Here is a 23,952-nt window from a genome sequence, read left to right as displayed (position 1 = left end):
CCCGGCCCGGTCGGGTCCATCCCTCCCCGCCCGGCGCTCCCCGCCCATCCCTCCCCGCCTCCGGTGCGGCTCCGGCCTGCGTCTCGCCTCACTTCCGGAAGCCCGCCGGTCCCGCAGGCCGCCCGGACGGGCCGCCCGGACGGGCCGTACGGCCGGGGCCCGCGGAGCAGGGGCACGGAGCGCCTACCGTAAGGCCATGCGTCTGACCGCTTTCACCGACATCTCGCTGCGCATCGTGATGCGGCTGGCCGTGGCGGGAGAGGGCGAGCTGCTGACCACCCGGGTGGTCGCGGACATGCTCGCCGTGCCGTACACCCACGCGGCCAAGGCGGTGGCGCGCCTGAGCGAGCTGGGGCTGGTGGAGGCCCGGCGCGGGCGGGGCGGCGGGATGCGGCTGTCGGCGGCCGGCCGCCGGGCGTCGGTCGGCGGCATCGTGCGCGCGCTGGAGGGCACGGACGACGTGGTGGGGTGCGAGGACGACCCGCCGTGCCCGCTCCGGGCGGCCTGCCGTCTGCGGGCGGCGCTCCGCCAGGCGCAGGAGGCCTTCTACGCCTCCCTCGACGCGGTCACGGTCGGCTCCCTGGTGGCGGCGCCCACGGGGCCCGTCCTGCTCTCCCTGACCTCCGCGGGGGAGCCGCCGCTCCGGCGTCCGGACGACCCCCGGTGGGAGAGCGGCGAACCCGCCTCTTAATATGTATTTCAGATTCCAATTTCAAAGGGGATCTCCGTTCCGCCGTCCCTGGAGGTCGACATGTTGTCCGCCGAGTCCGCCGCGACCGTCCGCGCCACGCTCCCCGTGGTGGGCGCGTCCCTCGACGCGATCACCGCGCGGTTCTACGACACGATGTTCGCCGAGCACCCGGAACTGCTCGACGGCATGTTCAACCGGGGCAACCAGCGCAACGGCGAGCAGCGCAGGGCGCTGGCGGGCTCCATCGCGGCGTTCGCGACCGCGCTGCTGGACAGTCCCGACGAGCGCCCCGACCACCTGCTCTCCCGCATCGCGCACAAGCACGCCGCGGTCGGCGTCACCGACGACCAGTACGTGATCGTCCACAAGTACCTCTTCGCCGCGATCGCGGAGGTGCTCGGAGACGCCGTCACCCCGCAGGTCGCCGCGGCCTGGGACGAGGTCTACTGGCTGATGGCCGGCGGGCTGATCGCGATGGAGTCGAGGATCCACGCCGAGGCCGGGGCACGCGCCGGGCGCACCTGGCGGCGGTGGCGGGTCGTCGAGCGGCGGGAGGAGACGGCGGACACGGTCTCCTTCGCGCTGGCCCCGACCGGTGACGAACCCGTCCCGCCCGCCGGCCCCGGCCAGTACGTCAGCGTGCGGGTGGAGCTGCCCGACGGCGTGCACCAGCTCCGGCAGTACACGCTCTCCGGGCACGGCGAGGACGGATTGCGCCGCATCACCGTCAAGCGGGCGCGGGCGGAGGGCTCCCCGGACGGGGAGGTGTCCGCCCTGCTCCACGACACCGTCGCCGAAGGGGACGAACTGACCCTGTCCGCCCCCTTCGGCGACGTGGTGCTGGAGGACGGGGACGCGCCGCTCGTCCTCGTCTCCGCGGGCATCGGCTGCACGCCCGTCACCGCCATGCTGCAGCACCTGGCCCTGACCGGCGCCACCCGCCGCGTCCTGGTGCTGCACGCCGACCGGTCCAAGGCCGAGCACGCCCTGCGCGAGGACATGAAGCGGCTGACCGAGGCGCTGCCCGGCGCCGAGCGGGTCTTCTGGTACGAGGAGGGGGCCTGCGGCTGCGCCCGCCCCGGCCGGATGGACCTGTCCGACGTGGACGTCCCCGAGGGCGCGGTCGTCTACATGTGCGGCCCGCTGCCGTTCATGCGGGACGTGCGCGCCCAGCTCCTGCGGGCGGGGGTCGCCGCGCGCGACGTCCACTACGAGGTGTTCGGCCCCGACCTGTGGCTGGGCGCCGCCTGAGATCCCCGGTGCGGGGCGTCCGGGGCCGGTCACCGGCCCTCCTTCGCGGGCGTGTGCGCGGGGCAGGGCCGGCAGGGCCGAAAGTCCTTCCACGCCGGGACTTCGGGTCGGTCAGGGCGAGCCGTACGGCTCTGCGGGACAGGGGGCGCGAGCCGATGTACTGGGTGACGTAACCGAGAGACGAAAACCCCCCGAGGAGCCCACCATGGCGATCATCGAAGGCCGCGCCCACCTCAACGGCCGCCACACCGCCCCCGCCGCCCCCGCCACCCCGGTCGCGGCCGCCCCGGCCGCCGCCCGCACCCTGACCCCGGCCGCCGCCTACGGCCTGGCCGCCGCCCGCATCGCGCTGGGCTGGGTCTTCCTGTGGGCCTTCGTCGACAAGATGTTCGGCCTGGGCTTCGCCACCCCCGCCGCCAAGGCCTGGATCAACGGCGGCAGCCCCACCACCGGCTTCCTCAAGGGCACCGGCGAGAACGCCCTCGGCGGCCTGTTCGGCGCCCTGGCCGGACAGGCCTGGGTCGACTGGCTGTTCATGCTCGGCCTGGCGGGCGTCGGCACCGCCCTGATCCTGGGCATCGGCCTGCGCGTCGCCGCCGGCGCCGGTGCGACCATGATGCTCCTGATGTGGGCCGCCGCCCTGCCGCTGGAGACCAACCCCTTCATGGACGACCACATCGTCTACGCCATCGTCCTGGTCGTCCTGGCCCTGACCCGCGCCGGCGACACCCTGGGCCTGGGCGCCCGCTGGGGCAAGACCGCCCTGGTCGAGCGCCTGCCGATCCTGAAGTGACCGCCCGCCCCGCAACGACCGCCCATCCCGAAACGACCGCCCATCCCGAAACGACCATCCACTCCGAAACGACCGCCCGCCGCACCCGGCCGACCCAGCGCCCGCCTCCCCGGAAACCCGGGAGGCGGGCGCTCACGCGTTCCCCCGCCCTTCCCGGCGGCGCAGGCCTCCCGGGCCATCCGCCGGACCGCCGTTCCCCGGACCGTCCGCCGTGCCGTTCCTCGTGCCGTCCGCCGTACCGCCCGGCTCCGGCCGGGGACGGGCGTCGCGTTCGGCCAGCAGCCGGGCCGTCTCACCGGACACCTCGGTGGCCAGCACCGCCGAGACGACGTCGATCAGATGGCTGGTGAAGAGCCGGTCGTCCTTCCCCCCGGGCCCCTCGGCGCGGCGGGCCAGCTCCACGTAGGTCACCCGGATGGCCATGAACCGCTGGTGCAGCCGGCGCACGGCGACCTCGGAGAGCAGCGGGGCCACCAGCTCCCGCCAGCGGTTGATGCTCTGACCGGGGTCGTCCTGCGCGTCGCGGAGCGCCGGCAGGCGGCTGCGGTGCACGAGCTGCTCCATGATCCGCAGATAGGAGCGGCCGCCGTCGGAGTCGGCCAGCTTCGCGGCCATCGGCCTTACCAGCGCGGCGGCCAGCGTGCGGCGCGCCTCGGCGGCGGGCAGGCCGCCCCGCGCCTCGTACTCGTCGAGCAGCTGGTGGCGGCGGACCTCCACCTCGGGCTGGTGCTTGGCCAGGACCGCGGCCAGCAGCCCCGACCGGTCCCCGAAGTGGTACTGCAGCGCCGTCGAGTTGCGCTGGCCCGCCGCGGTGTTGATCTCCCGCAGCGACACCCCCTCGATCCCCTTCTCGGCGAACAGGCGCTCGGCGGCCGCGACCAACCGCCTGCACGTGGCCTCGGGGTTGGGCGGCATCGGTGCTCCTCCTCCTGGGTCCATGGGCCCGCCGGATCATCGCGTCCCGCACCGCCCTTGATGGCGGCGGGACCGCTCGTTAAGCTAATCATGCATGTGACTGAAAACGTCATGCAGTCGCATCAAATCACGGCGGCGCCGCGGAGGACATCGCGCGGGACATCGACCAGGAAAGATCGACCAGGACAGAGGGTTCGCACGCATGGCCATCGACTTCACACTCGCTCCCGAGCACGAGGAGATCCGCCGCCGGGTGCGGGCCTTCGTGCAGGAGACCATCATCCCGGCGGTCGAGGGCTTCGACGACGAGGAGAAGGTCCTCAGCCGCGACGAGTACATCCGGACCATCTTCGGGCTGCGCGAGAAGGCGAAGGCCGAGGGGCTCTGGCTGCCGCACATGCCGAAGGAGTGGGGCGGCATGGGCCTGGGCCACGTCGAGCTGGCCATGGTGCAGTCCGAGGCGGCCAAGACCCGGCTGGGGCCGTGGGTGTTCAACTGCCAGGCGCCCGACGAGGGCAACATGCACACCCTGCTGCACTGGGCGACCGGCGAGCAGCAGGAGAAATACCTCAAGCCGCTGCTCAAGGGCCACAAGATGTCGTGCTTCGCGATGACCGAGCCCGAGGTGGCCGGCTCCGACCCGACGCTGATCCGCACCCACGCCGTCAAGGACGGCGACGAGTGGGTGATCAACGGCCACAAGTGGTTCATCTCCAACGCCCGCCGGGCGAGCTTCGCCATCCTCATCGCCCGCACCGAGCTCGACATGCCCCCCGGCGCCCGCGGCGCCAACACCGCGTTCCTCGTCGACATCCCCCAGGAGGGCTGGAACGACGTCCGCGAGGTCGAGACGATGCACGGCTCGACCGGCCACAGCGAGATCGTCATCACCGACCTGCGGGTCCCCGACGGCCAGATCCTCGGCGGGCGCGGCAACGGCCACAAGCTCGGCCAGTACCGCCTCGGCCCGGCCCGGCTGGCCCACTGCATGCGCTGGATCTCGCAGGCCGAGACCGCGCTCGACATGATGGTCGACCGGGCGCTCAACCGCTACAGCCACGGTTCGCTGCTCGCCGAGAAGCAGGGCATCCAGTGGCTGATCGCCGACTCGGCCATGGAGCTCTACCAGTGCAAGCTCATGGTCCTGCACGCCGCCTCGAAGATCGACAAGGGTGAGGACTTCCGCACCGAGGTCTCGATGGCCAAGCACTTCGTGGCCAACAGCCTCAACCGGATCGTGGACCGGGCCGTCCAGGTGCACGGCGCGCTGGGCTACTCGACCGACACCCCGCTGGCCCACATGTTCCAGCACGCCCGCTGGGCCCGCTTCGCCGACGGGGCCGACGAGATCCACCAGATGCGCATCGCCGAGCGTACGATCGCGGCGTACCGGGCCACCGGTTCGACCAACGCCGCCACGGGAGGGCTGCCGCTGTGAGCGAGACCACGCAGGACCGGTTCGGCGCGGGCGGCGGGCTGCTCAGCGGGATGGGCGCAGGCCCCGGCGGGCGGCCGGCGGCGGACTTCAACGAGGTCCGCGGCGACCGGCTCGGCGGGAAGGTCGCCCTGGTCACCGGCGGCGGCAACGGGATCGGCGCGGCGGTGGCCCGGCGGCTCGCCGCGAAGGGCGCCCGGGTCGTGCTCGCCGACGTCGACGACGCCGCGGGCAAGGAGGTCGCCGACGAGATCGGCGGGGTCTTCACGCACTGCGACGTGACCCGGCTGGAGGACAACGAGGCGGCGGTGGCCGTCGCCGTCGAGCGGTACGGCGGGCTCGATCTCGCCTTCCTCAACGCCGGCATCTCCTCCGGCTGCGGGCTGGGCGAGGACTTCGACGTCCGGCGCTACCGCCTGGCCATGGGCGTCAACCTCGACGGCGTCGTGTTCGGCGTGCACGCCGCGCTCCCCGCGCTGCGGGCCGCGGGCGGTGGGACGATCGTGGCCACCGCGAGCATGGCCGGGATCGTCGGCATCCCGAACGACCCCGTCTACGCCGCCAACAAGCACGCCGTCGTGGGCCTCGTCCGCTCGCTCGGCCAGGACCTGCAGTCCTCCGGGATCAAGGTGCAGGCCCTGTGCCCGTCGTTCGCCGACACCGCGATCCTGGGTGAGGGCAGGGCGCTGCTGGAGCAGCTGGGCTTCCCGATCCTGGAGGTCTCCGAGGTCGTCGACACGTTCTTCCGGCTGCTGGACAGCGACGGCACGGGGGAGTGCTGGTTCGTGGTCCCGGGCCGCGAGAGCCAGCCCTTCGCCTTCCGCCGCGCCCCCGGCCCCCGGGCCTGACCCCCGGCCGACCGCCGCGCCCTGGGCCCCCGGTCCTGGCCCCTGCCCCTGCCCCTGACCGCCGCGCCGGGGCGCGGCGGTCGGCGGTCGGCGGTCCTCACGGTCCTGCCGCGACTCCGTCCTCGTACGGCAGGCCGACGTAGTTCTCCGCGAGCGTCGCCGCCGCGGCCTCCGACGACGTCACGTAGTCCAGGTGGGACAGCTGCAGGCGCCGCCCGTAGGCGTCGTCGGAGTCGAAGGTGTGCAGCAGCGTCGTCATCCACCAGGAGAAGTGCTGGGCCCGCCACACGCGCTTCAGGCAGGCCGCCGAGTAGCCGTCGAGCAGCTCGGTGGAGCCGTCGGCGTAGAAGCGGGCCAGCGCCCCGGTCAGCACCCGCACGTCCGCGACCGCCAGGTTGAGGCCCTTGGCGCCGGTGGGCGGGACGATGTGCGCGGCGTCGCCGGCCAGGTACAGCCTGCCGTACTGCATGGGCTCGGCGACGAAGCTCCGCATGGGCGTGACGCCCTTCTCGAAGATCTCGCCGGTGACCAGGGTGAAGCCCGGCACCGTCTCCAGACGGGTCCTCAGCTCCGCCCAGACGCGCTCGTCGGGCCAGTCGGCGAGGTCGGTCCCGGCGGGGACCTGCAGGTAGAACCGGCTGACCTCGGGCGAGCGCATGCTGTGCAGGGCGAAGCCGCGCTCGGTCCGCGCGTAGACCAGCTCCTCGGCGGAGGGCGCGACGCGGGCCAGGACGCCCAGCCAGGCGAAGGGGTACTCCCGCTCGTAGGCGGTGAGCACGCCGTCCGGGATCGACGGCCGGGTCACCCCGTGGAAGCCGTCGCAGCCGGCGATGACGTCGCAGTCCAGCCGCTCGCCGCCGCCGAAGGTGACGTACGGCCGGTCGGTGCCGACGTCGTGCACCGCCACGTCGTCCACCTCGAAGCGGACGTCGCCGCCCGCCGCCAGCCGGGCGGCGACGAGGTCCTTGACGACCTCCTGCTGGCCGTAGACGGTGATGGCCCGGCCCGGCACCAGCCGCTCGAAGGCGATGCGGTGGCCCGCGCCGCCGTACCGCAGCTCGATGCCCCGGTGGGGGAGGCCCTCGCGCAGGAGCCGCTCGCCCACCCCCGCGGCGACGAGGGTGTCGACGGTCCCCTGCTCCAGCACGCCCGCCCGCACCCGCTGCTCCACGTACTCGCGGCTGCGGCGCTCCAGCACCACCGAGGAGATCCCGCGCAGATGGAGCAGATGGGAGAGCAGGAGACCGGCGGGGCCCGCCCCGATGATCCCGACCTGAGTTCGCATGCGGTGAGCATGGCGGGCGGCGGCGCCGGCTGCCGAGACGGGCCTTCCGCCCAGTGGAAGATCGGGGCGGAATCGCCGGCGGTGATCCTGCGGCGCTAGTCTTCCGGCATGGTCGCCGCGCTGGAGCTCTACCTCGATCCGGCCGCCGAGAAGCGGATCAGGACCCTGTGGAGGGCGCTGGCCCAGGCCGGCGTCCAGTCGATGGGGGAGCTGCTGAAGGGCCGGCACCGCCCGCACGTCTCGCTGCTCAGCGCCGCCGAGCTGGACGGCCCCGGGGTGGCCGCGGCACTGGCGGGCATGGACGCCGCCCCGCCGCTGGAGCTGCGGTTCGACTTCGTCGGGCAGTTCCTGGGCCGGGTGCTCTGGCTCGGCCCGGTTCCCACGGCGGAGCTGCTGGCCCACCACGCGGCGGTGCACGAGCGGCTCGGCGCCGCAGGGATCGGCGGTTTCGACGTCTACCGGCCGGGTGAGTGGGTGCCGCACTGCACGCTGTCGATGCGGGTGCCGCACGCGGTGCTGCCCGGCGCGATCCGGCTCTGCATGGACTTCCTGCCGATCCGGGCGACCGTGACCGGCGCGGCGGTGGCCGACCACGCGAGAGATCTCTTTACTTCCCTGTGAGGAGAGCGGAGTTCACGAAGACACTCCCTCTGTCTACGTTGGAGGTGAAACGGGGGAAATGTCATGCATATCGTGGTGAACGCGGAGACGGGAAGCCGGGACCACCTGCGGGACCTGCACTCGTGGCTGCAGGAGGAGACGGACCTGCGCGGCCGCGTGGTGATGGAGGAGCGGCACCCCGATCCCGGGACGATGGGGCCGTCCCCCGAGGCGCTGCAGGTCCTGCTCGACGCCGGGGGCACGCTCTGCTCGACGGCCGCGACGGTGATCGCCTGGCTGCGCACCCGCACCGGAGAGGTGAGCGTCAGGCTCGCCGACGGCGACAGGGAGATCGAGGTCGGCGCCTCGGGCCTGCGTAACCTTGAGCACACGCAGGTCGACGAGATCACCGAGCAGGTCGTCCAGACCTTCCAGGAGCTCAGCGCGCGACGGTGAGCACGCCGTCCTCGCAGGAGAGGACGACCAGCTCGAAGGGGTCGCCCCGGCCCTCGGGGAAGGAGACCCGGACGCGGCCGGAGCCGTGGTCCCGCCACCGGCCGAGCGTCTCCCGCGGGCGGTCGTCCGGGCCGGGACGGAGCTCGGCGAACGTCCCGTCGGGCCGGAACTCCAGCCCGTCGCGCACCCGCCGGGAGGGCTGGAACGGGTGCTCGGCGGGGCGGTACACCGCCGTGCTGCCGGTGTCCTCCTCGTGGGAGTGGAGCCATGTGCCGACGATGTCGGGGGTCCCGGCCGCCGCTCCGCCGCGTGCGGGATCCTCGCGGCGGCCGGTCATCCGCCGGGGCGGTCGCCGCCGCCGACCATGTCGATCACGGTACGGATCTCCTTCAGGACCTCGGCGGCCAGCCGCTCGCTGTCCCGCAGCAGCCGCCCCACCTCGCCGTCCGGTCCGGCGTGCCCGCCGGGTCCGGCGTGCCCGTCCGGACCGGGCCGCGCGGGCACCATCGCCGCGTCCGCCGCGGTGGCGCCCGTCGTGCCCGCCGTACCGGTCACGCCCGTCGTGCCCGCCGTACCGGTCACGCCCGGAGCGGCGGCGGGTGCGGGCCAGTGCGAAGGTCCGGGCATCGCGGCCTGCTGGGTGATCCCGCCCGGGGCGGTCCCGTCCCTGACCGGCCCGCCCGCGGCGGACGGGGACGGGGCGGACAGTGCGGACGAGGACGGGGACGGGGACGTCAGGGCGCCCGAGGCGACCAGGAAGGACGCCCGGGCGCCCTCCAGGCAGGCGTCCATCCGCTTGGACTGGCCGCGGGTGAACATGAACATGGCGGCGTCGTCGGTGTAGTCCATGTAGTTGACGAACATGTCCCCGTGCGGGCCGTTGCCGCAGGAGACGTGCGGGAAGACGGGGGAGCCGGTGTTCGCGTCGGCCTGGTTCGGGGTGTCGGCGACCTTGTCGTCGCTGCTGCAGGCCCCGTCGTCGTCGCCCCAGATGTGGTACAGGTCCAGCCAGTGGCCGATCTCGTGCGTCGCGGTGCGACCGCCGTCGAACGGGGGCGCGGCCGTACCGGTGGTGCCGAACGCGCTGTGCAGGATCACGACGCCGTCGGTCTGCGGCGGGCCGCCCGGGAACTGCGCGTAGCCGAGCAGCCCGCCGCCCAGCTGGCAGACCCAGACGTTGAGGTACTCGTCGGTGGGCCACGGGTCGGAGCCGCCGGACGCGGACGCCTTCACTGCGTCGTCGAAGCCGAACGACGTCCGGTCGGTCGGGACCCGGACGATCCCGTCCGTGGGCTCGCCCTCCGGGTCCAGCGCCGCCAGCCGGAACTCGATCCTCGCGTCCGCCACCAGCGGCCGCCACACCTCGGGAACCTTGTCCCGGTCGGGATTGGCGGCGCGGAAGTCCTGGTTGAGCACGGCGAGCTGGCTGTGGATCTGGTCGTCGCCGATGTTCTGCGCCGGGACGGCGGGACTGTGCACCACGTGGACGACGACCGGGACGGTGACCACGTCGGTGCGGGCCGGGGAGCGCCGCCCCCGTTCGTACTGGAGCGCCCGGTTCTCGATCACCGCGCGCCGGGACCGGTAGGTCGTGCTCTCGTTGAGCAGCCTCCGGTGCACGAGCATGGTGCCGCACAGGTCGCGTGTCGGCGGGTGAGGGAGGTCGGATTCGGTCACGGCACGTCCTTCGGATGCGAACCGGTGTCTGCTCAGGTCGTACCGCACCCGGCGCGGCTTCACGCCCGCGGCACGGCAGATCTTCCCCGGATGGGGATTCTTTCCCGTGGCCCGTGGCCCGTGGCCCGTGGCCGGTGGCCGGTGGCCGGTGGCCGGTGGCCGGTGGCCGGTGGCCGGTGGCCGGTGGCCCGTGGCCCGAGGCGCGTGGCCCGTGGCGCACGGGAGGGGCCGGTGAATGTCGCGGGCCGGCGATGGTCGAGGTCCCGGTGGGTACGGTCACCGTTGCGCCGGACCCGGATCGCACACCACCGGGACGGCAGGACAGGAGGATCACCATGACCGACCGTTCAGACCCGGAGCGCGACCACCTGTGGGACGAGTTCCACCGGTCCGTGAACATGACCTCGGAGGAGCTGCGGGCCTTCCTGATGGCGTCCGCCTCCGGAGAGGACGCCCTTCCCGTGGACGCGGAGCAGTCCATGCCGGAGCTCGGCCGCGGGGTGCTCACCGTCCTCGCCAAACGCAAGGTCGATCTCACCCCTGACGACCTCGACACGATGCGCAGGGTCGTCGAGCTCGTGGGGAGCCTGAAGGGCGGCCCCTCCGCGGCCGAGGACGACGAGCGGCGGCGTGTCCTGATGGAGGTCGGCCACGATCCGCTCAAGCCCTCGAGGACCGAGGACTGAGCCGGGCCGAGGACCCGGGGCGGGCCGGGGACCCGGGGCGGGCCGGGGACCCAGGGTGGGCCGGGGACGGGCCGAGGACCCAGGGCGGGCCGGAGCCCGGCCGGACCGCGGCAGGGAGGCTCAGGCCAGGCCAGTGCAGGTCAGGGCAGGGCAGGCCAGGCCCGGAATCGGCCGGTTCCGGGCCGCAGCCGGCTCCTCCGCGCGGAAGGCCGGTTCGCGGGGGTTTCCCGGCTTCTCCGGCCGGGTAAATGGCGGCTTGCGACCGTCTCGCGCCGGAGGTCTCCCTCCGGCGGCAAGCCTGCCGGGCGACTGCGCACGGCAGGCCGGTCGCGCCAACGCCGCGCCCTCGCCGACTCCGGGAGACGGACGCGCGGCCCTCCGACCGGCCGGGCGCGGGCGAGAGCCCCCCGGCCCGGGCACCGATCGGATGTGAGCACCCTGTCCTGTGACGACCCGCCGGCCTGTGACGACCCGCCGGCCTGTGGTGATCAGTCGATCTGTGGCGACCCGCCGACCTGTGACGGCCCGTCGGCCTGCGACGACCCGCTGGTCTGCGGGGATCCGGCGCGGCGGGAGGACACGTCGGGCACGACCGGCCGGCCGGCGGCGGGACGCGTGACGGTGGTGGTCGCCAGCCGGGACCGCCGCGGTGATCTCGAACGGTCCCTGGCGCGCCACGAGTGCCCCGTGATCCTCGTCGACAACGGTTCGACCGACGGCAGCCCGGCCTTCGTGCGACGGCGCTTCCCCCGTGTCCGGGTGATCGAGCTGGGGCGGAACCTCGGCGCGCAGGCCCGCAACGTCGGCGCGCGGCACGCCTCGACCCCCTACGTCGCCTTCGCCGACGACGACTCCTGGTGGGCCCCCGGCGCGCTGGAGCGTGCCGCGGACGTGCTGGACGCCCACCCCCGCCTGGCGGTGCTGGCCGGACGGATGCTGGTGGGCCCGGAGGAGCGGCCGGACCCGATCTGCGCGGACATGGCCGGTTCCCCGCTCGGAACGGAACCGGACCTTCCCGGCCCGAGCGTCCTCGGCTTCATGGCGTGCGGAGCGGTGGTGCGGCGGGAGGCGTACCTGGCGGCCGGGGGCTTCGACGACGTCGTCTTCTTCTACGGGGAGGAGGAGCGGCTGGCGGTGGACCTGGCGGCGGCCGGCTGGGGGCTGTCCTACGTCGAGGACGTCGTCGCCCACCACCACCCGTCGCCCTCGCGGGATCCGCGGGGCCGGCGGGTCCTGGCGGTGCGCAACGCGCTGCTCACCGCGGTCCTGAGGCGGCCGTGGCCGGTGGTGGTCCGCAGCGCGCTCACCGCCGCGTGCGGAGGGGTGGAGGGGCGGCGGGGGTTGTGGCACGCCGTCCGGCGGCTGCCCCGGGCGCTGGCGGGCCGCCGGACGCTTCCCCCTGGGATCGAGGCGGCGCGGCGTTTGCTGGAGACGGGTCCGCGGACCCCGGGCCCGGGGCTCCTCGCGGCCCTCCGGTGGATGAGTGATCAGCCGTCACTCCGGGTAGTCGAGTCCTGGCAAGGAATGAACTCGGGGGAAGAGAGTCCGATGACCGGCACACCCAATCCGATCGAACTGCAGAAGCACCTCTCGGGCGTCGACTACCCGGCCAAACGCGACGACCTGGTGCGGGCGGCCCGGGAGCACGGAGCCGACGACGAGATGATCAAGGCGCTGCAGGAGGTCCCGGACAGGGAGTACGACGGGCCCAACGCCGTCAGCAAGGCCGTCGCCGGGCGGAGCTGACGGTCCGCTCCGCGGGCCCGCCGTCCGCCGGGCCGTTCCGGCGGGTCCCCGCCCGGCCGGGGTGCGCCGTACGGCTACGATCGGGCACGTGGAACAGCGCATTCTAGGAAAAACCGGTAGAAACATCGGAGTCGTCGGACTCGGGGCCTGGCAGTTGGGCGCCGACTGGGGTGAGGTGGGCGAGGACGAGGCGCTGGCCACCCTGGAGGCCGCGGTGGACTCCGGGGTGAACTTCATCGACACGGCCGACGTCTACGGCGACGGCCGCAGCGAGCAGATCGTCGGACGCCTGCTCAAGGACCGGCCCGGGCTGACCGTGGCCACCAAGATGGGCCGGCGCGTCGCCCAGGAGCCGTCGGCCTACACCCTGGACAACTTCCGCGCCTGGACCGACCGGTCCCGTGCGAACCTCGGCGTGGACACCCTCGACCTGGTGCAGCTGCACTGCCCGCCCACGCCGGTCTACTCCTCCGGCGCCGTCTTCGACGCCCTGGACACCCTGGTGGAGGAGGGGCGCACCGCCGCCTACGGGGTGAGCGTGGAGACCTGCGACGAGGCGCTGACCGCCATCGCGCGGCCGGGCGTGGCCACCGTGCAGATCATCCTCAACGCCTTCCGGCTCAAGCCACTGGAGCGGGTGCTCCCGGCCGCGGCGGAGGCCGGGGTCGGCATCATCGCCCGGGTCCCGCTCGCCAGCGGCCTGCTGTCGGGCAAGTACGACGAGTCCACCGTCTTCGCCCCCGACGACCACCGCAGCTTCAACCGGCACGGCGAGGCGTTCGACGTCGGCGAGACCTTCTCCGGTGTCGACTACGCCACCGGCCTGGAGGCGGTGCGCCGCCTGAGCCCGCTCGTCCCGGAGCAGATGACCACGGCGCAGTTCGCGCTGCGCTGGATCATCGACCAGCCCGGTGTCTCCGTGGTCATCCCCGGCGCCCGCAACCCCGGCCAGGCCCGCGCCAACGCGGCGGCCGCCGAGGCGCCCCCGCTGCCCGCGGACACCCTCGGGAGGGTGCGGGAGGTCTACGACGAGCTGATCCGGCCCCAGGTCCACCACCGCTGGTGATCGGGCGGGCGCACGGGGCGGTGGCTCGCAGGGCCGTGGCTCACGGGGCCGTGGTTCGCCGGGCCGTGGCTCACAGGGCCGTGGGGAACGTCTCGGGCTCCGCCTCGCCGGGCGGCTCGCCGTGCAGGGGGTGCAGGGCGCTCGTCCGGTCCAGCCAGAGGAACGCGTCGTAGCGGCGGCCGGGAACCGTCCGGACGTAGTTGCGCAGGTGATCGCGCTCGGGGTGGTAGACGACGCCGATGGCCCGGTGGCCCAGCGGCCGGTCGTACCACCCGGGCCGGTCGCCGGGCGGCGGCACGACGAACAGCGCGCCCTCCGGTTCGGCCTCGTGCAGCAGCGACTCCAGAGACGCCGGCCGGGCGGGCGGGACCGGCATGACCTCGGCCGGCGCTCCCCACTCGTCGCCCGCGACCACCGTGCCCCGGTGCGTCCCGAAGCCGACCAGGACCACCGCTCCGCCGTCGGAACCGCCGTCGGAACCGTCGCCGCCGTGCCGCTCCCGGACCAGCTGCCCGAGGTTGGTCATCCCGGCCGCCGCCATGTCGGTGGCGCGGGCGTCGCCGACATGGGTGTTGTGGGCCCAGACGACCGCCTTCGCGCCGTCCCCGTAGAACCCGGTCAGCCGGTCGAGGGTGTCGGCCATGTGGATGTCGCGGACGTTCCACGACTCGGACCCGCCCCGCAGCATGGCACGGTAGTACTCCTCGGCCCCGGCCACCACCTCGGCGTTCTGCCGGGCGGCGAAGCCCGCCTCGTCGTCCGGCGCGGTCTGCCTGACCGCCGTCAGCAGGCCGACGGCCGCCTCCTCGCAGGACTCCGGGAGCAGGCGCAGCGCCAGGCCGTACTGCTGCGGGTCGTGCCCGTAGGCCTCGAAGCAGTGCAGCGCGCGCAGCACCGTGTCGGCCTGCTCGGGCAGGTGGCGGAGGGCGTAGCCGCGCACGGCGCGCAGCGAGTCCCACAGGCTGTAGACGTCCAGGCCGTGGAAGCCGCAGCGCGCCCGCGTCGGCAGGGAGTCGTTCCAGCCGCGCAGCCACCGGCAGAAATCCGCGACCTCCTCGTTGGCCCACATGAACGAAGGCCAGCGGGTGAAGCCGTACACGGCCTCGCCGGGGGGCTCGTCGCCGATGCCGGTGACCGCCCGGTGGATCCGGTGGCAGTCGGGCCAGTCGCCCTCGACGCCGACGAACCGGAAGTCCTTCTCGGTGATCAGCCGCCGGGTGAGCGCGGCCCGCCAGGCGTAGAAGTCGTGCGTGCCGTGGCTCGCCTCGCCGATCAGGACGTACCGGGCGTCGCCGACGCGCTCCAGCAGCGGGTCGAGGTCCTCGGGTACGGCCAGCGGCAGCGCCGACCGCCTGATCTCGTCATGGTCGCCCGAACGGGACGCGGGCGCCTCTCGCTGAACCATGGCGGAGCCGTACCCGCGATCCACCGGCTCGACCCTGTATGCAGGAAGAAAAAGTGGCACATGTCCGCATTGTCATAGCCTGGTGGGAAGGATGGGGCTGTGGCCTCTGTTCCGGCCGCAGTCGCGGATCGGGCCGATCGGACGCAGGGACCTGAGGGGGAGAAGCGGGGCGTGGAGGCAGCACGGCGCGTTGACGACGCACGGCGGTCGCGGACCGGGAGTCCGTCCGGCGCGCCCTCCGTGCCCGGCGCCGCCTTGCTGGACCGGCTGACCCACCTGGCCGCCCGGCTGCTGGAGACGCCGGCCGCGCTGGTCGCCCTCACCGACCACGGCCGGCAGGTGGTGGTCGGTGCGGCCGGACCGGCCGGACGGCGGACGGGGCCGCCCCTGCCCGCCTCGCTGTGCGAGCGCGTCGCGGCCGGCGACGGCCCGCTGGTGGTCTCCGACACGAGGACCGACGAGTGGTTGCGCCGCGACCGGGTCATCGGCGGGCTGGAGGCCGCCGCCTGCGCCGCGTTCCCGCTGCACGGACCCGGCGGCGAGACGCTCGGCGCGTTGTGCGCGATCGACACCGAGCCCCATCGGTGGAACCTCGCGCAGCTGGAGCTGGCCGGTGACCTCGCCCGGACGGTGGAGGAGGAGCTCTCGGCGCTGCGGATGCGCGGGGAGCGGCCGGAGGAGGAGCAGACCTTCCTGCAGGCGCTGCTGGACAGCCTGGACACCGGAGTGGCGGCCTGTGACCGCGACGGCAGGGTGGTGCTGGTCAACCGGGTGTTGCGGGAGAGCCGGCCGCCCCTGGTGGGGGTGCACGTCGACGACCTGGCGGAGATCTACGGCATGTTCGCGCCGGACGGGCGGACCCCGCTGCGGCCGGAGGAGGTGCCGTTGGCGCGGGCGTTCGCCGGCGAGCGGATCGACGGCCAGGAGGTGGTGGTGCGGACGGGCGACTGCGGCCCGTTCCGGACCGTCGTCAACGGCCGTCCGATCGAGACCGCCGACGGGCGCCGCCTGGGAGCGGTGGTCGCCGTCCGTGACGTCACCGACCAGCATCGGGCCCAGGCGCTGCACCGGGCCCAGCACGCCGTGGCCCAGGTGCTGATCGACGCCTCCTCCGGCGAGGAGGCCGCCACCGGCGTGGTGGCCGCGGTCACCGACGCCCTCGGCTGGACCTGCGGTGAGTACTGGCAGGTGGATCCCGGAGAGGCCGGTCTGACCCGCATCGGCCTGTGGACCCGTCCGGGACGCGACATCCCGGCCTTCACCGCCGGATCCCGGATGGGGCTCCGGAGCGGGCAGGGACTGCTCGGCCGGGTGTGGGAGACCGGCAGCGAGCTGTGGATCTGCGATCTGGCCCGCGATCCCCGTGATTTCGTCCGCAAGGAGGAGGCTCTGCGGGCGGGGCTGCACGCCGCCGTCGCGCTCCCGGTGCGCAGCGGCCGGGAGGTGCTGGGCGTGCTGGTCTTCTGCAGCGACACCGTCCAGGAGCGGGACGACGAGCTGATCGCACTGCTCGACGGGGTCTGCGCCCACGTGGGCCGGTACATGGAGCGCCTCCGCGCCGAGGAGCTGGCCCTGGCGCTGGCCGCCAGCCGCCGCCGGTTCGAGCAGATCGTCACCCACGTCAACGATGACGTGTGGACCGCCGAGATCACCCCCGACGGCAGGGCGCGCCCGGTGTACGTCAGCACCTCCGGAGCCGGGATCCTCGGCGAGCGGGTGCCGCCCGGGGGCGGGGGCGGCGGGGACGGCGGGGACGGCGGGGACGGCGGGGACGGCGGGGACGGCGGGGACATGGTCGCCATCGTCGGCCGCTACGTGCACCCCGACGACCGGCAGGTCTTCACCGCCTTCTGCGAGCGGCTCATCTCCGGTAGCCCGGCGGAGGCCGAGTTCCGCCTCGCCGGGCTGGACGGGGTGACCCGCTGGGCCTGGATCCGGGCGCTGCCCCGCCGCGAGGGCGACCGGCTGTTCGTCGACGGCATCTCCACCGACGTGACCGAGCGCCACCGGATGGCCGAGGAGCGCGAACGGCTGCTGGCGGAGGAGCAGCGGCAGGTGCGCCGCCTGCGGGAGCTGGACCGGATGAAGGACGAGCTGGTGGCGCTGGTCAGCCACGAGCTGCGCAGCCCGATCGGCGCCATCCGCGGTTACGCCGAGATGCTGCTGGACGACCCGGATCTGGGCGGCGAGCAGCGCGCCTTCGCCGACGTGATCGACCGCAAGAGCGCCGACCTGCAGCGGCTGGTCGACGACCTGCTGGACCTGGCCCGTCTGGACGCCGGGCGCATCGCCATCGACCCCCGCCCGGTCTCGCTGACCCGGCTGCTGAACCAGAGCGTCGACGACCACCGGCCGGCGGCCGCGGCCAAACGGCTGACCGTCCGGGTCGACCTGGACCGCCACCTGCGCGTGCACGCCGACCCGGCCCGGCTCCGCCAGGTGGTGGACAACCTGCTGTCCAACGCGGTCAAGTACACCCCCGCCGAGGGCGCCGTCACCGTCGCCGCCCGCCGGGAGGGGGGCGAGGTGACCGTCGCGGTGGCGGACACCGGCATCGGAATCCCCTCCGAGCAGTATCCGCAGTTGTTCGGCCGGTTCTTCCGGGCCTCCACCGCGAAGGAGGCCGGGATCAAGGGCACCGGCCTGGGACTGGCCATCATCCGGGCGATCGTCGAGGCGCACGGCGGGACCGTGACGGCCGCGCCGCGGGAGGGCGGCGGCACCGTCTTCACGGTCCGCCTGCCCGCGGAGCCGCCGCAGGGGGACTGACCCGGTCACCTGTCCGCTCGCGGAGCCGCCGCGGGGGGAGCGGTCCGGCCACCCGCCTGCCCGCGGAGCCGCCGCAGGAGGGGGAGCGGACCGGCCACCCGCCTGCCCGCGGAGCCGCCGCGGGGGGAGCGACCCCGCCACCCGCCTGCCCTGGAACCGCCGGGCGACCGCGCCGGGGACCGGACCGGTCCCCGGCGGGATCCCGCGGGACGCGGTACATGCGATCATGGAACGTGTCTGATTTCGATCGTGTGCGTGACATCGCTCTGGAGCTGCCCGAGGTCGAGGAGTCCGTGTCCTGGGGCACGCCCTCGCTGAAGGTCCGGGGCCGGCTCTTCCTGCGCCGCCACGAGGACCCCGAGCTCACGGTGGTCAAGGTCTCCTCGGAGGAGCGGAAGGCGCTCACCGCGGCGCGCCCCGAGGTCTTCCTCGTCACCCCGCACTACGAGAACCACCGGTACATGCTGGTGCGGACGGCGGAGCTGGCGGAGGAGGAGCTGCGCGAGCTGGTCGCCGAGGCCTGGCGGCTGAGCGCCCCGCAGCGGCTGGTGAAGGCCTTCGACGAGGACGGGGGCGCGGACGCCTGAGGGGACCCCGGCGCCGGACCGGCGCCCGTCCCCGCCGGACCGGTCGCCCGGCGGGGACGACGGGTCACCCGGGGGTGTGGAAACCCCGCCGGTACCAGAGCAGGGCCTTGCCCGGACCGCCGGAGCGGATCTCGGCCAACGCCCCCACCAGCAGATCGTGATCGCCGATCGGGACGGTGCCCCACCGCACGCACCGGAAGGACGCGTGCGCGTCCGGCAGGTACGGCAGGCGGGCCCCCGGCCAGACGGCGAAATCACTGTCGGCGAACCGGTCGACGCCGTGGGCGGCGAACTTCAGCGCCAGGTCGCGGTGCTGGTCGCCCAGCACGTTGATGACGAACTCGGAGGACGAGACGAGCGCCTCGTGGCAGCTGGACGTCCTGGACAGGCCGACCAGCACGAGCGGGGGGGACAGCGAACCGGAGGTCACCGAACTGGCGGTGAACCCCCAGCGGCGGCCCTCGCGGTCGATGGTGGTGACGATGGTGATGGGGCCGGCGATCAGCGTCATCGCGTCGCGGAACTGTTGAGCGTCGACCAGGGACACAGGGCTAGGCGCCGATAACGTCACGGATCGGGCCTTTCATCGGGTCGGTGCTTCAGCCGGCGGCACGGCCCATCGGACAGCGCCGGTAGCGCGGCTTATCGGACAAACCGAGTTTCGGAGCGGAGAAGCGGCGGGAAGAACCCCTGCCCGCCCCCTCATGTCCCCGCCGGACGGGTACGGCGGGCCCCGCCGGCCGTTTCCGGACGCGCGATCGCGCCGCCGGAACCCCTAGGCGTCCCCGGTCCGCCCCCTAGGATTCGCGGCCCCATTCCTATGTTCGGCGGTCACTCTTGCGTGGCCGATCGGCGGGCTCGAATACTCACTAAGGCATCATTCCGGGAATTTGCTGATAATTACGACAACAATGGGGAGCGAGCATGCGTTTCGGACTTCTCTACCACCTTCAAGTGCCTCGGCCCTGGACCGAGGAGAGCGAGGAGCGGGTGCTGCGCGAGGCCCTGGAGCAGGTCGAACTGGCCGACCGGCTGGGCTTCGACTACGTCTGGGCCACCGAGCACCACTTCCTGGACGAGTACTCCCACTCCTCCGCGCCCGAGGTCTTCCTCGCCGCCGCCGCCGCGAAGACGGAGAACATCCGGCTCGCCCACGGCATCGTCACCCTGCCCCCCGCGGTCAACCACCCGGCGCGGGTCGCCGAGCGCCTCGCGACCCTCGACCTGATCTCCGGCGGCCGCGTCGACTTCGGCTCGGGCCAGGGCAGCACCCAGCACGAGCTGGGCGCCTTCGGGATCGACCGGGCGACCAAGCGCGAGCAGTGGCGCGAGGCGATCGAGGTCGTCACCCGCATGCTCACCGAGGTGCCCTTCACCGGCCACCAGGGCGAGTGGGTCAGCATGCCGCCCCGCAACGTGGTCCCGAAGCCCAAGCAGAAGCCGCACCCGCCGCTCTGGGTGGCGTGCAGCTCGCCCGAGACCATCGCGGCCGCCGCGCGCTACGGGATGGGGGCGCTCTCCCTCGCCTTCGTCACGGTCGAGGAGGCCCGGGAATGGGCGGAGTCCTATTACCGGATCCTCGCCTCCGAGGAATGCGTTCCGCTCGGTAAGGCGGTCAACCCCAACTTCTCCGTCGTGACGCCTTTCATGTGCCATTCCGACGAGGAAATCGCCCTCGACCGGGGTCTCGACGGCGCGTATTCGCTCTTCTACGGATTCATGCACTATTACGTCAACGGTCAGCACCGGCCCGGGACCACGGACCTCGCCGCGGGGTTCGAGCAGGCGCGCGAGATGATCGGCCTGACCAGGAACCCGCCCGCCGACATGGACCCGACGCTGAAGGCGCGGATCGACTCGCTCCGCCGGGGGATCGGGACGCCCGAGCAGCTGGCCGAGATGATCCGCTCCTACGAGGCGGCCGGCGTCGACCAGATCATCTTCCAGACGCAGATCGGCAGCACGCGGCACGAGCACATCTGCGAGGCGCTGGAGCTCTTCGCCGCCGAGGTCATGCCGGAGTTCGCCGAGCGGCGCGTGGAGAGCGAGGCGGTCAAGAGCGAGCGGCTCGCCGTGCCGATCAAGGAGGCGCTGGAGCGGATCGAGCCGAACACCGCGGACGTCTCCGACTACGTGATCAGGACCGACATGGAGTCGTTCCCCCAGCCGTGACCCACCCCCTTCCGCCTCGATGCCGCAGGTGTTGAGGCTCCCGTCCTCACACCCCTGGAGCCTGGAGGTTCCGATGTTGTTGGCGTTTCGCGAATCGGCCACGATCAGCGGCGACCTGGCGTCGATCTGGCGCACCTCGACCGACGCCGGATCCTGGTCCGAGTGGGACCCGCACCTGCTCGACTGCGGGTTCGACGGCCCCTTCGCCCCGGGCTCCGGAGGCTGGACCCGGCTGAAGGGCACTCCCAGCAAGGCCAGGGGCCCGTTCACGGTGACGGCCGTGGACCCCGAGCGGTCCTTCTCCACCGAGTCGCCGATGCCCTTCGGGAAGATGTGCATCGACTACGGGTTCGAGCCGGCCGGCTCCGGACGGGTCCAGGTCAGCAGGGACGTCAAGCTGCACGGCGCGTTCGGCCCGGTGTTCCGGCTGTTCTGGATGAAGTCGATGCGGCGCGACATGCACCACACCTTCGCCGCCCTGGAGGGGGAGGCCCGGCGCCGCGCCGCGGAGACGGGCAGCAGCCGATGACCAGGGCAGTGGTGCTCGGCGGCGGCATGGCCGGCATGCTCGCCGCGTCGGTGCTGGCCCAGTACGCGGACGAGGTCGTGGTGATCGAGGCCGACCGGTTCCCCGACGGCCCCCAGCCCCGGCGGGGAGTCCCCCAGGCGCAGCAGAACCACATGCTGATGGGCGGCGGAGCCGACGCGCTCGACCGGCTGCTGCCCGGGACCACGGCGGCGCTGTACGGCCACGGCGCCCACCACCGGAAGATCGGGCAGCTGCTCACGCTCTCGGCCCAGGGCTGGTTCCGGCGGCTGCACAGCGACGCCTACGTGATCAACTGCAGCCGTCCCCTCGTGGACCACGTCGTCCGCGGGCAGGCGTTGCGCGAGGGGACGATCGAGGTCATCGAGTCCGCCAAGGTGACGGGACTGACCGGCGACGCCGACCGGGTGACCGGTGTCCGCGCCGAACCCGACAGGACGATCACCGCCGACCTCGTGGTGGACGCCACGGGCAGCCGCTCCAAGGCCCCGCAGTGGCTCGCGGAGCTGGGGCTCCCCCCGGTCGAGGAGGAGTTCGTCGACGCCGGGCTCACCTACGCCGGGCGGTTCTACGAGATCCCCGAGGGCACCCGCGACGACTTCCCCGGGATCCTCATCCAGACCGAGCCCGGCACCGGCCGACCCGGCAGGGGCGCCGCGCTGATGCTCCAGGAGGACCGCCGGTGGATCGTCTGCCTGATGGGGACGCGCGGCGGCACCCCGCCGAACGACGAGGACGGGTTCCTGGAGTTCGCGCGCGGGCTGCGGCACCCGATCGTCGCCGACCTCCTGTCCTCCGCGCGCCCGCTCACTCCGATCAGGTCGTCGCGTGCGCTGGCGAACCGGCGCAGGTACTTCGACCGCCTCCCGGTGCCGGAGGGTTTCCTCGCCATCGGTGACGCGGCGCTGGTGCTGAGCCCGAACTACGCCACGGGCATGTCCATGGCGGCCTTCGGCGCCGAGGCGCTGCGTGACGGGCTGGAGGACGGAGGACTGCGGCCCGGCCTGTCGCGGACGGTGCAGGCCGCCGTGGCCAAGGCCGGTGAGTGGTCATGGCAGATGGCGACCGGCAACGACCGCTGGTTCCCCGGAGCCGAGACGAACATCCGGTCCAAGCGCCTGCTGGGCCTGGACCTCGGCGGCCTGCTCGGCCCGCTGCAGAGGGGGTTCAGCACCCGCTGGGCCCGTACCGCCGCGGACAACCTCCAGGTGGCCGAGGCCACCTACGCGGTGACCGCGCTCAGCGCTCCGCCCGAGCAGATGATGACGCCCGGCCTGATGTGGGCGGTCATGCGCGGTCCGCGCAACGTCCCGCTCACCGCCGAGCAGGCGATCGCGCAGTACCCCGAGTTCGGCGACCTGCTCACGGCGGGCGCGATACAGGCGAGGGACGGCCGTCAGTGACCGAAGAAGAGGAAAGGCTCCTCAAGTACCTCAAGCGCACCCTCGCGGACCTCAGGGAGGCCCGCAGGTGCCTCGACGAGGCCGCGCGCAAGCCGGACGACGAGGCCATCGCGATCGTGGGGATGGCGTGCCGGTATCCGGGCGGGGTGGAGTCGCCGGACGACCTGTGGCGGCTGGTGGCCGGGGGGACGGACGCGGTGTCCGGATTCCCGGAGGACCGCGGCTGGAACCTTGAGAGCCTGTTCGACCCCGAGCCGGGCAAGCCCGGGAAGAGCGTCGCCCGCGAGGGCGGCTTCCTGCACGGCGCGGCGGAGTTCGACGCGGGGTTCTTCGGGATCAGCCCGAACGAGGCGCTGGCGACGGACCCGCAGCAGCGGCTGCTGCTGGAGACCTCGTGGGAGGCGATCGAGCGGGCGGGCATCGATCCGGCGTCGCTGAAGGGCAGCCGGACCGGGGTGTTCGCCGGGGTCATGTACCACGACTACGGCCTCGGCGTGGAGGCCGGCGCCAGCAGCGCGGGCAGCCTGGTGTCCGGCCGGGTCTCCTACACGCTGGGCCTGGAGGGCCCGTCGGTGTCGGTGGACACGGCGTGCTCGTCGTCGCTGGTGGCGCTGCACCTGGCCTGCCAGTCGCTGGGGCGCGGAGACTGCACCCTGGCCCTGGCCGGCGGGGTCACCGTCATGGGCATGCCGGAGATGTTCGTCTACTTCAGTAATCAGCGCGGACTGGCGGCCGACGGCCGGTGCAAGTCGTTCTCGGCCGGAGCCGACGGCATGGGCTGCTCGGAGGGCGCGGGCGTTCTCCTGCTGGAGCGGCTGTCGGACGCGCGCCGCAAGGGCCACCCGGTCCTGGCCGTGGTCAAGGGATCGGCGATCAACCAGGACGGGGCGTCGAGCGGTTTCACCGCGCCGAACGGTCCCTCCCAGCAGCGGGTGATCAAGCAGGCGCTCGCCAGCGCCCGCCTGTCCCCGCAGGACGTGGACGCGGTGGAGGGCCACGGTACGGGCACGATGCTCGGAGACCCGATCGAGGCGCAGGCGGTGATCGCCGCCTACGGTCAGGACCGGCCGGAGGGCCGGCCGCTCTGGCTGGGCTCGATCAAGTCGAACATGGGTCACACGCAGGCGGCGGCGGGGGTGGCCGGTGTGATCAAGATGGTGCAGGCGATGCGGTACGACCTGCTGCCGAAGACGCTGCACGCCGAGGAGCCGTCGCCGAACGTGGACTGGTCGGCGGGGCGGGTGGAGCTGCTGACCGAGGCGCGGGAGTGGAAGCGGAACGGTCATCCGCGCCGGGCGGGCGTGTCGTCGTTCGGGCTGAGCGGCACCAACGCCCACGTGATCATCGAGGAGCCCTCCGCGGAGGAGGAAGGTTCTTCTCCGGACGGGGCGGAGCCGTCTCCCGCTGCGGAGGAGTCGGCGTCCGTGCGCGTCCCGCTTCCGGCGGTGCCGCTGGTGGTGTCCGGTAAGAGCGTGGAGGCGCTGCGGGCGCAGGCCGGGCGGCTGGCCGCACATCTGCAGGCCGCCCCTGAGCCGGACCTGACGGATGTCGGGTTGTCGCTGGTGACGACGCGGGCGGTGCTGGAGCACCGGGCGGTGGTGGTGGGCTCCGACCGCGCCG

22 protein-coding genes are annotated in these 23,952 nt (G+C 73.4%); 16 read left to right on the top strand and 6 right to left on the bottom strand.

Annotated elements, in window-relative coordinates:
- Positions 1–196: 196 nt before the first annotated feature.
- From IEZ06_RS32710 to IEZ06_RS32700, 3 genes are all read left to right on the top strand, one after another.
- The gene (locus tag IEZ06_RS32710) at positions 197–691 is read left to right on the top strand and encodes an RrF2 family transcriptional regulator (protein WP_189240541.1); all 495 of its coding nucleotides are present in this window, start codon (positions 197–199) and stop codon (positions 689–691) included.
- Positions 692–751: 60 nt separating this feature from the next.
- Positions 752–1,942, top strand: coding sequence for a globin domain-containing protein (locus IEZ06_RS32705; RefSeq protein ID WP_189240540.1), 1,191 nt, complete (start codon positions 752–754; stop codon positions 1,940–1,942).
- 205 nt (positions 1,943–2,147) lie between these two features.
- Positions 2,148–2,735 carry a hypothetical protein gene (locus IEZ06_RS32700; RefSeq protein ID WP_229799037.1) on the top strand — a complete coding sequence of 196 codons (588 nt, stop codon included), beginning with the start codon at positions 2,148–2,150 and terminating at the stop codon, positions 2,733–2,735.
- A gap of 132 nt (positions 2,736–2,867) precedes the next feature.
- Here IEZ06_RS32700 and IEZ06_RS32695 read toward each other — a convergent pair whose 3' ends face one another.
- Positions 2,868–3,650, bottom strand: a complete 783-nt coding sequence (locus IEZ06_RS32695) for a TetR/AcrR family transcriptional regulator (RefSeq protein WP_189240539.1) — start codon at positions 3,648–3,650, stop codon at positions 2,868–2,870.
- A 202-nt stretch (positions 3,651–3,852) separates the two neighbouring features.
- Here IEZ06_RS32695 and IEZ06_RS32690 point away from each other — a divergent pair, with 202 nt between their 5' ends.
- Both IEZ06_RS32690 and IEZ06_RS32685 read left to right on the top strand, forming a co-directional pair.
- Entirely contained in the window at positions 3,853–5,088 is a 1,236-nt protein-coding gene (locus IEZ06_RS32690; protein WP_189240538.1) for an acyl-CoA dehydrogenase family protein, read from the top strand.
- Positions 5,085–5,933 (top strand): SDR family oxidoreductase, encoded by an 849-nt coding sequence (locus IEZ06_RS32685; protein ID WP_229799035.1) that lies wholly within the window; start codon positions 5,085–5,087, stop codon positions 5,931–5,933. Before IEZ06_RS32690 ends, IEZ06_RS32685 begins: the two co-directional genes overlap by 4 nt.
- A gap of 97 nt (positions 5,934–6,030) precedes the next feature.
- Here the strand turns inward: IEZ06_RS32685 and pobA are convergent, their stop codons facing one another.
- Positions 6,031–7,218: a 4-hydroxybenzoate 3-monooxygenase gene (gene pobA / locus IEZ06_RS32680; RefSeq protein WP_189240537.1), complete on the bottom strand. Its 1,188-nt coding sequence runs from the start codon at positions 7,216–7,218 to the stop codon at positions 6,031–6,033.
- 108 nt (positions 7,219–7,326) lie between these two features.
- Here pobA and IEZ06_RS32675 point away from each other — a divergent pair, with 108 nt between their 5' ends.
- Complete coding sequence (locus tag IEZ06_RS32675; protein WP_189240536.1) at positions 7,327–7,839, top strand: 2'-5' RNA ligase family protein; 513 nt, start codon at positions 7,327–7,329, stop codon at positions 7,837–7,839.
- A gap of 63 nt (positions 7,840–7,902) precedes the next feature.
- Positions 7,903–8,274 carry an effector-associated constant component EACC1 gene (locus IEZ06_RS32670; protein WP_189240535.1) on the top strand — a complete coding sequence of 124 codons (372 nt, stop codon included), beginning with the start codon at positions 7,903–7,905 and terminating at the stop codon, positions 8,272–8,274.
- On the opposite strand, the gene IEZ06_RS32665 is transcribed toward IEZ06_RS32670, so the two are convergent.
- Both IEZ06_RS32665 and IEZ06_RS36900 read right to left on the bottom strand, forming a co-directional pair.
- Positions 8,258–8,611 (bottom strand): hypothetical protein, encoded by a 354-nt coding sequence (locus IEZ06_RS32665; RefSeq protein WP_189240534.1) that lies wholly within the window; start codon positions 8,609–8,611, stop codon positions 8,258–8,260. The two genes, IEZ06_RS32670 and IEZ06_RS32665, sit on opposite strands and share 17 nt — an antisense overlap.
- Positions 8,608–9,951, bottom strand: a complete 1,344-nt coding sequence (locus tag IEZ06_RS36900; protein WP_203872334.1) for a zinc metalloprotease — start codon at positions 9,949–9,951, stop codon at positions 8,608–8,610. Before IEZ06_RS36900 ends, IEZ06_RS32665 begins: the two co-directional genes overlap by 4 nt.
- Before the next feature lie 335 nt (positions 9,952–10,286).
- Between IEZ06_RS36900 and IEZ06_RS32655 the strand changes: the two genes are divergently transcribed.
- The 3 genes from IEZ06_RS32655 (at position 10,287) to IEZ06_RS32645 (ending at position 13,449) form a co-directional block, all read left to right on the top strand.
- Positions 10,287–10,637, top strand: a complete 351-nt coding sequence (locus IEZ06_RS32655) for a DUF3140 domain-containing protein (RefSeq protein ID WP_189240533.1) — start codon at positions 10,287–10,289, stop codon at positions 10,635–10,637.
- Positions 10,638–11,066: 429 nt separating this feature from the next.
- Positions 11,067–12,383, top strand: a complete 1,317-nt coding sequence (locus IEZ06_RS37580; protein WP_189240532.1) for a DUF2795 domain-containing protein — start codon at positions 11,067–11,069, stop codon at positions 12,381–12,383.
- A gap of 88 nt (positions 12,384–12,471) precedes the next feature.
- Positions 12,472–13,449: an aldo/keto reductase gene (locus tag IEZ06_RS32645; protein WP_189240531.1), complete on the top strand. Its 978-nt coding sequence runs from the start codon at positions 12,472–12,474 to the stop codon at positions 13,447–13,449.
- Positions 13,450–13,519: 70 nt separating this feature from the next.
- Here the strand turns inward: IEZ06_RS32645 and IEZ06_RS32640 are convergent, their stop codons facing one another.
- Positions 13,520–14,854 (bottom strand): erythromycin esterase family protein, encoded by a 1,335-nt coding sequence (locus IEZ06_RS32640; RefSeq protein ID WP_189240530.1) that lies wholly within the window; start codon positions 14,852–14,854, stop codon positions 13,520–13,522.
- 171 nt (positions 14,855–15,025) lie between these two features.
- On the opposite strand from IEZ06_RS32640, the gene IEZ06_RS32635 reads away from it, so the two are divergent.
- Both IEZ06_RS32635 and IEZ06_RS32630 read left to right on the top strand, forming a co-directional pair.
- Entirely contained in the window at positions 15,026–17,623 is a 2,598-nt protein-coding gene (locus IEZ06_RS32635) for an ATP-binding protein (protein ID WP_203872335.1), read from the top strand.
- A gap of 251 nt (positions 17,624–17,874) precedes the next feature.
- Positions 17,875–18,210: an MmcQ/YjbR family DNA-binding protein gene (locus tag IEZ06_RS32630; RefSeq protein WP_189240528.1), complete on the top strand. Its 336-nt coding sequence runs from the start codon at positions 17,875–17,877 to the stop codon at positions 18,208–18,210.
- Positions 18,211–18,274: 64 nt separating this feature from the next.
- On the opposite strand, the gene IEZ06_RS32625 is transcribed toward IEZ06_RS32630, so the two are convergent.
- Positions 18,275–18,757 (bottom strand): flavin reductase family protein, encoded by a 483-nt coding sequence (locus IEZ06_RS32625; RefSeq protein ID WP_229799033.1) that lies wholly within the window; start codon positions 18,755–18,757, stop codon positions 18,275–18,277.
- Positions 18,758–19,134: 377 nt separating this feature from the next.
- On the opposite strand from IEZ06_RS32625, the gene IEZ06_RS32620 reads away from it, so the two are divergent.
- The 4 genes from IEZ06_RS32620 to IEZ06_RS32610 form a co-directional block, all read left to right on the top strand.
- Positions 19,135–20,382, top strand: coding sequence for an LLM class flavin-dependent oxidoreductase (locus tag IEZ06_RS32620; RefSeq protein ID WP_189240527.1), 1,248 nt, complete (start codon positions 19,135–19,137; stop codon positions 20,380–20,382).
- Positions 20,383–20,455: 73 nt separating this feature from the next.
- Positions 20,456–20,911: an SRPBCC family protein gene (locus tag IEZ06_RS32615; RefSeq protein ID WP_189240526.1), complete on the top strand. Its 456-nt coding sequence runs from the start codon at positions 20,456–20,458 to the stop codon at positions 20,909–20,911.
- A complete protein-coding gene (locus tag IEZ06_RS36885; protein WP_229799031.1) occupies positions 20,908–22,332 on the top strand; it encodes an FAD-dependent oxidoreductase in 1,425 nt (474 codons plus the stop codon). Before IEZ06_RS32615 ends, IEZ06_RS36885 begins: the two co-directional genes overlap by 4 nt.
- Positions 22,329–23,952 (top strand): type I polyketide synthase (locus tag IEZ06_RS32610; RefSeq protein ID WP_308427710.1); only part of this gene is annotated, 1,624 nt, incomplete at its 3' end. The genes IEZ06_RS36885 and IEZ06_RS32610, both read left to right, overlap by 4 nt.

The sequence above is a fragment of the Planomonospora antibiotica genome (assembly GCF_014647955.1).
Classification (GTDB): domain Bacteria; phylum Actinomycetota; class Actinomycetes; order Streptosporangiales; family Streptosporangiaceae; genus Planomonospora; species Planomonospora parontospora.
Note: the sequence above shows the minus strand (reverse complement) of the source record. Positions and strands in the feature narration are given on the sequence as shown.

Coding starts and splice junctions, on each gene's coding strand:
- IEZ06_RS32640 (WP_189240530.1), bottom strand. CDS start 14,854: ATGGTTCAGCGAGAGGCGCCCGCGTCCCGTTCGGGCGACCATGACGAG.
- IEZ06_RS32670 (WP_189240535.1), top strand. CDS start 7,903: ATGCATATCGTGGTGAACGCGGAGACGGGAAGCCGGGACCACCTGCGG.
- IEZ06_RS32710 (WP_189240541.1), top strand. CDS start 197: ATGCGTCTGACCGCTTTCACCGACATCTCGCTGCGCATCGTGATGCGG.
- IEZ06_RS32700 (WP_229799037.1), top strand. CDS start 2,148: ATGGCGATCATCGAAGGCCGCGCCCACCTCAACGGCCGCCACACCGCC.
- IEZ06_RS36885 (WP_229799031.1), top strand. CDS start 20,908: ATGACCAGGGCAGTGGTGCTCGGCGGCGGCATGGCCGGCATGCTCGCC.
- IEZ06_RS32705 (WP_189240540.1), top strand. CDS start 752: ATGTTGTCCGCCGAGTCCGCCGCGACCGTCCGCGCCACGCTCCCCGTG.
- pobA (WP_189240537.1), bottom strand. CDS start 7,218: ATGCGAACTCAGGTCGGGATCATCGGGGCGGGCCCCGCCGGTCTCCTG.
- IEZ06_RS32620 (WP_189240527.1), top strand. CDS start 19,135: ATGCGTTTCGGACTTCTCTACCACCTTCAAGTGCCTCGGCCCTGGACC.
- IEZ06_RS32615 (WP_189240526.1), top strand. CDS start 20,456: ATGTTGTTGGCGTTTCGCGAATCGGCCACGATCAGCGGCGACCTGGCG.
- IEZ06_RS32655 (WP_189240533.1), top strand. CDS start 10,287: ATGACCGACCGTTCAGACCCGGAGCGCGACCACCTGTGGGACGAGTTC.
- IEZ06_RS32675 (WP_189240536.1), top strand. CDS start 7,327: ATGGTCGCCGCGCTGGAGCTCTACCTCGATCCGGCCGCCGAGAAGCGG.
- IEZ06_RS32665 (WP_189240534.1), bottom strand. CDS start 8,611: ATGACCGGCCGCCGCGAGGATCCCGCACGCGGCGGAGCGGCGGCCGGG.
- IEZ06_RS32690 (WP_189240538.1), top strand. CDS start 3,853: ATGGCCATCGACTTCACACTCGCTCCCGAGCACGAGGAGATCCGCCGC.
- IEZ06_RS32695 (WP_189240539.1), bottom strand. CDS start 3,650: ATGCCGCCCAACCCCGAGGCCACGTGCAGGCGGTTGGTCGCGGCCGCC.